This is a genomic window from Planctomycetia bacterium (genome assembly GCA_034440135.1).
Classification (GTDB): Bacteria; Planctomycetota; Planctomycetia; order Pirellulales; family JALHLM01; genus JALHLM01.
The window spans coordinates 1-4,389 of record JAWXBP010000034.1; the positions used below are offsets into that span (position 1 = coordinate 1).

General features: G+C 56.4%; 5 protein-coding genes. 3 read left to right on the top strand and 2 right to left on the bottom strand.

What is annotated here, in order from left to right:
• The 3 genes from SGJ19_01740 to SGJ19_01750 form a co-directional block, all read left to right on the top strand.
• Positions 1-248 (top strand): hypothetical protein (locus SGJ19_01740; protein ID MDZ4778958.1); only part of this gene is annotated, 248 nt, incomplete at its 5' end.
• A gap of 12 nt (positions 249-260) precedes the next feature.
• Positions 261-473, top strand: a complete 213-nt coding sequence (locus SGJ19_01745; protein MDZ4778959.1) for a tripartite tricarboxylate transporter substrate-binding protein — start codon at positions 261-263, stop codon at positions 471-473.
• 69 nt (positions 474-542) lie between these two features.
• Positions 543-1,535, top strand: a complete 993-nt coding sequence (locus tag SGJ19_01750; protein MDZ4778960.1) for an ABC transporter substrate-binding protein — start codon at positions 543-545, stop codon at positions 1,533-1,535.
• Between the two features lie 126 nt (positions 1,536-1,661).
• Here SGJ19_01750 and SGJ19_01755 read toward each other — a convergent pair whose 3' ends face one another.
• A complete protein-coding gene (locus tag SGJ19_01755; protein MDZ4778961.1) occupies positions 1,662-3,161 on the bottom strand; it encodes an aldehyde dehydrogenase family protein in 1,500 nt (499 codons plus the stop codon).
• Between the two features lie 61 nt (positions 3,162-3,222).
• Complete coding sequence (locus tag SGJ19_01760; protein MDZ4778962.1) at positions 3,223-4,215, bottom strand: tripartite tricarboxylate transporter substrate-binding protein; 993 nt, start codon at positions 4,213-4,215, stop codon at positions 3,223-3,225.
• Positions 4,216-4,389 lie beyond the last annotated feature (174 nt).

The following is a 4,389-nucleotide window of genomic DNA, read 5'->3' on the forward strand; positions in this document are numbered from 1 at the left end:
CCGACATCTGGGGTCACCGCATCGACGAGCAACTGAGGCGGCTGAACCAGCCGGTGCTGATGGTGCACAGTGACCGCGCCGCCACCGGGCCGGTGATCCCGCGCCGCCTGTTTGACGAGATCGCCTCGAAAAACAAACAGGCGGTCTGGCTAGAAGGGCGCAACCAGATCCAGTTCTACCAGGACCCGATGACCATCGACATGGTGGTGCCGCATCTCGCACGCTTCTTCGGCCGCGTCGCCGCTTGACACCACTCACTCATCTTCGCCCCGTCGCGGAGCCCAGCCGCCGTGGTCGCCCGCGTCAATGACGCAATCGCCAAGCTGGTCAAGGAAGCCGACGTAGTGCAGGCCTTCAGTATGGCCGGCATCGAAGGCTTAGGCGGCGGGCCCGTTGAATACGCACGTTTGTTGGAGTGCGCGGCAGAACGGAACGCGAAAGCGATTCGCACGGCCGAGGCAACAGCGGAATAACACGCCGCGTCAGAACGATTCACGCGCGCCTGCACCGCATCCGCGTTCCATCAACCAATCGAAACATTCATGTCAAAACTAAAACTCACCCTCGCTTGCTGGGACTACGACCGCACCCGCGCACTGATGGACGGCTCGGTGCAGCCAGATGGCATCGACCTCAACTACCTCAACTTGCCGGTGGAAGAGACCTTCTTTCGCATGCTGCGCAATCGCGAGTTCGATGTTTCCGAGATGTCGCTGTCGTCCTACACCGTGTCGATGCAAAAGCCGGAGCGGCCGTTTGTGGCGATTCCGGCGTTTCCGTCGCGCATTTTCCGCCACTCATGCATTTACATCAACACCGCGGCGGGCATCAAGGAGCCGAAGAATTTGATCGGCAAGCGCATCGGTGTGCCGGAATACCAGATGACTGCCGCCGTGTGGATTCGCGGCATCCTCTCCGACCATTACGGCGTGCCGGTCGATAGCGTGACCTACATGTCCGGCGGCCAAGAGGAGCCGAACCGCGACGAGAAGCTCAAACTTGATCTGCCGCCCAACATCAAACTGGTGCCGATCAGCCCGGGCAAAACGCTGACGCAGATGCTGCACGCGGGCGAAATCGACGCACTTTATACCGCCCGCATGCCCTCAAGTTTTTTACGCGGTGACGGCAAGGTGAAGCGCTTGTTCGAAAATTACGGCGAGGTCGAGCTCGCCTACTGGCGCGAGACCAAACGCTTCCCGATCATGCACACCGTTGCGATGCGTCGCGATGTGTACGAAGCGAACCGCTGGATTGCGCAATGTCTGATGAAGGCATTCACCGAATCACAGCGCCGTACTTACGAAAGCTTGCGCGAGACGGCGGCGTTGAAGGGCATGCTGCCCTGGCTCTACGCGCAAGTCGAAGAGACGGTGCGCGAAATGGGTGACGACTTCTGGCCCTATGGTTTGCAGGCGAATTACGAAACGCTGGAGACGTTTTTGCGCTATCACCATGAGCAGGGCTTGTCGAAGCGGCGCGTGAAGCCGGAAGACTTGTTCGCGCCGGAGACGCTGGAGAGTTTCAGGATTTGATGCGGCAAGCCCGGGAAGTGTGGAAGTGGGAGAAGCTTTCCCACCAAGGGTTTCAGCCGTTAAATCACTGAGATCCTCACACACCAACGACCTTCAGAGGTCTACTTTTTGTTTCAAATTGACGTGTCAAAGCGTGATGTTGATGTTCTTGCTCTGAGTAAACGCGAGTAGTTCCTCGATCGATTCCTCACGACCAATCCCGGATTGTTTGTAGCCTCCGTAACCGGTGCCAAGAAAGTGTGGCCCGGCGCTGTTGACCCAGATAAATCCCGATTGCACCTTGGCTGCGGCACGGTGCGCGTTAGCGAGATCCCTGGTAAAGATGGCCGCCGTCAGCCCGTATTCAACTCGGTTAACTTGCTCAAGCATGGCCGTTTCGTCGTTCCACCTGATCACGGACAGTACGGGGCCGAAGATTTCTTCACTGGCGAACCGCATGTCTTGGCTGACATCAGTGAACACGGTCGGCTCGATGAAAAACCCGTGCTGCAACACGGGGTCTGCCGGCACATTGCCGCCGTAGACCAGCTTCGCACCTTCCTTAAGTCCGAGCGCGATATAGCCTTTGATCTTATCGAGCTGCGAACGGGAAATAATCGCACCCATGGTGGTTGCCTGATCTGTGGGAATTCCCGGTTTGAAGTGGCTGATTCCCGCGAGGATGCCGGAAACAACTGCGTCGTGAATGGACTCATGCACGAACAAGCGCGAAGTAGAACCGCATGACTGCCCACACCACGTGAAGTTCATGCCGGCGATCGCTCCTTTGATTGCGCGTTCCATGTCCGCGTCCGGATAGATGATGCACGCGTTTTTTCCACCCAGTTCCAGCGTGACGTGCTTCAAGTGTTCCGCAGCGCCCCTGGCTACTGAACGGCCAGTCGGTACGCTGCCAATCAAGGAGACGCAGGGAATGTCAGGATGTGCGACCAGCGCTTGCCCACACTCGGTACCGCCGCTCAAAATGCTCAGGACTCCCGCAGGCAAAATGCCTTCAATCAGCTCCATCAGCCGATAGGCCGACAGCGGTGCCTGGTGAGGCGGCTTCATGATCACGGTATTGCCCGCCGCCAATGGCGCGGCAGCTTTGGCGGCAGTAAACATCAACGGATGGTTATACGCAACGATTCGACCAACCACACCGAAGGGTTCACGTACTGACATGTTGACGATACCTTCACCCATGGGAATGGTCTCGCCTTTCAACTCGGTGACCAGGCCCGCGAAAAACTCCCATTGATTCGCCGCGTTCAGCACATCGCGAGTCATCTCCGCAACCGGGTTGCCGCAGTTTGCAGCGTCCAGCATTGCCAGACTTGTTGCGTTCTCTCGAAGCACTGCGCACACTTTCCGCATCAATACTGCCCTGGCCGACGGTTTCATTTGGCTCCATGCAGTGAAGGCTTGCTTGGCCGCCTCGACTGCGGAATTGACGTCCGCCGAGTTTGCTTCGGCGCAAAGTCCGAGCGACTCACCTGTCGCCGGGTTCCAGGTATCAAGATAGCCGCCTTGGGGTTTCTGCCAGGTGCCGCCATAATATAAATCGCGATGTTGCGGCAGAAATGACTGGACACAAGATGGCTTCGAACTGGGCTCTTTAGTCTGCTGGTTGGAATCAATTTGCATAATTTCATTCACTACGATCTCGCCCCTGAGGTTATGTGTTCAGTCCGACGGCCCGTGATACTCAATCACCCACTGTTACTCCGGTAGCCTTGACAATCCTTGTCCATTTCGCTACTTCTTTGCCGACATAGTCGGTCACATCCCGCGTCGACCCTCCGACTGGCTCAAATCCAGAGGCCTGCAACTTTTCACGGACATCATTGAGCCGCAGGATTGCGTTTATTTCAGAATTGAGCCGCTCAACGATATCGCTGCTGGTCTTCATTGGCGCAAAGACTCCCACCCAAGAGAGATCTTCCAAATCCGGAATCCCGGACTCCGCAAACGTGGGAACATTTGGAAGGGCAGCTACCCGAGTAACGCTGGCAAGCGCAAGTCCTTTGAGACGGCCGGCATTGATAAACGGAACAGCCGGCGGCATGGACACACTTACGAGGTCCACTTGGGCCGCGACTGCGGCAGTGATCGCCGGGGCGCCGCCTTTAAACGGTACATGCAAAGAATCGATTCCCAAAAGATTGTTGAAAACATAATGCGCAGTCAAATGAGAGGAGCTGCCAATTCCAGCAGTGGAGTAGGTCAGTTGCTTGCCTTTGTAAAGCTGCGCCAACTCACGAAGATTCGCCGCCTTGACGGAAGGCGTAGTGGCGAATAAATTTGGCGTAGAAGCCGCAATCGCAACAGGAACGAAATCCGAAATCTTGTAACCGGCCTCTTTGTACAGGCTGACGTTGATCGCCATTGATGTCGTGTTTACGAGCAGCGTATGGCCATCCGGCTCCGCTTTGGCGACAAGTCTGGTTCCGATATTGCCTGCGGCCCCGCTATGATTTTCGACGACCACAGGCTGTCCGAGCCGGTCGCTCAATTTCTGACTGATGAGGCGTCCGACGGAATCTGCGATTCCTCCCGGCGCAAACGCGATCACAATTTTGATCGGCTTCGCGGGGTAGGCTGCCGGTTGTGCATCGGCGTTTGCAGTCAGTACCAAGGAAACGGCGGCCAAGGCCAGCGCTTTGAGTTGCCTCACGCTGAAAATAAATGTATTCATCATGTTTCAAAGAACTCCATATCGGGTTGTGACTGACTAACGACACTTACCTCGCCGCGTCCGCTATACACTTTTCCTGACAAGTTGTTGTGAACTTACGTCCTCGGCTGCAAATTTCTGGCTCTTTGCCGGAGCAACAGAATAGATGACCTTGGAATTGCGGGTCTTCAGAAAGTC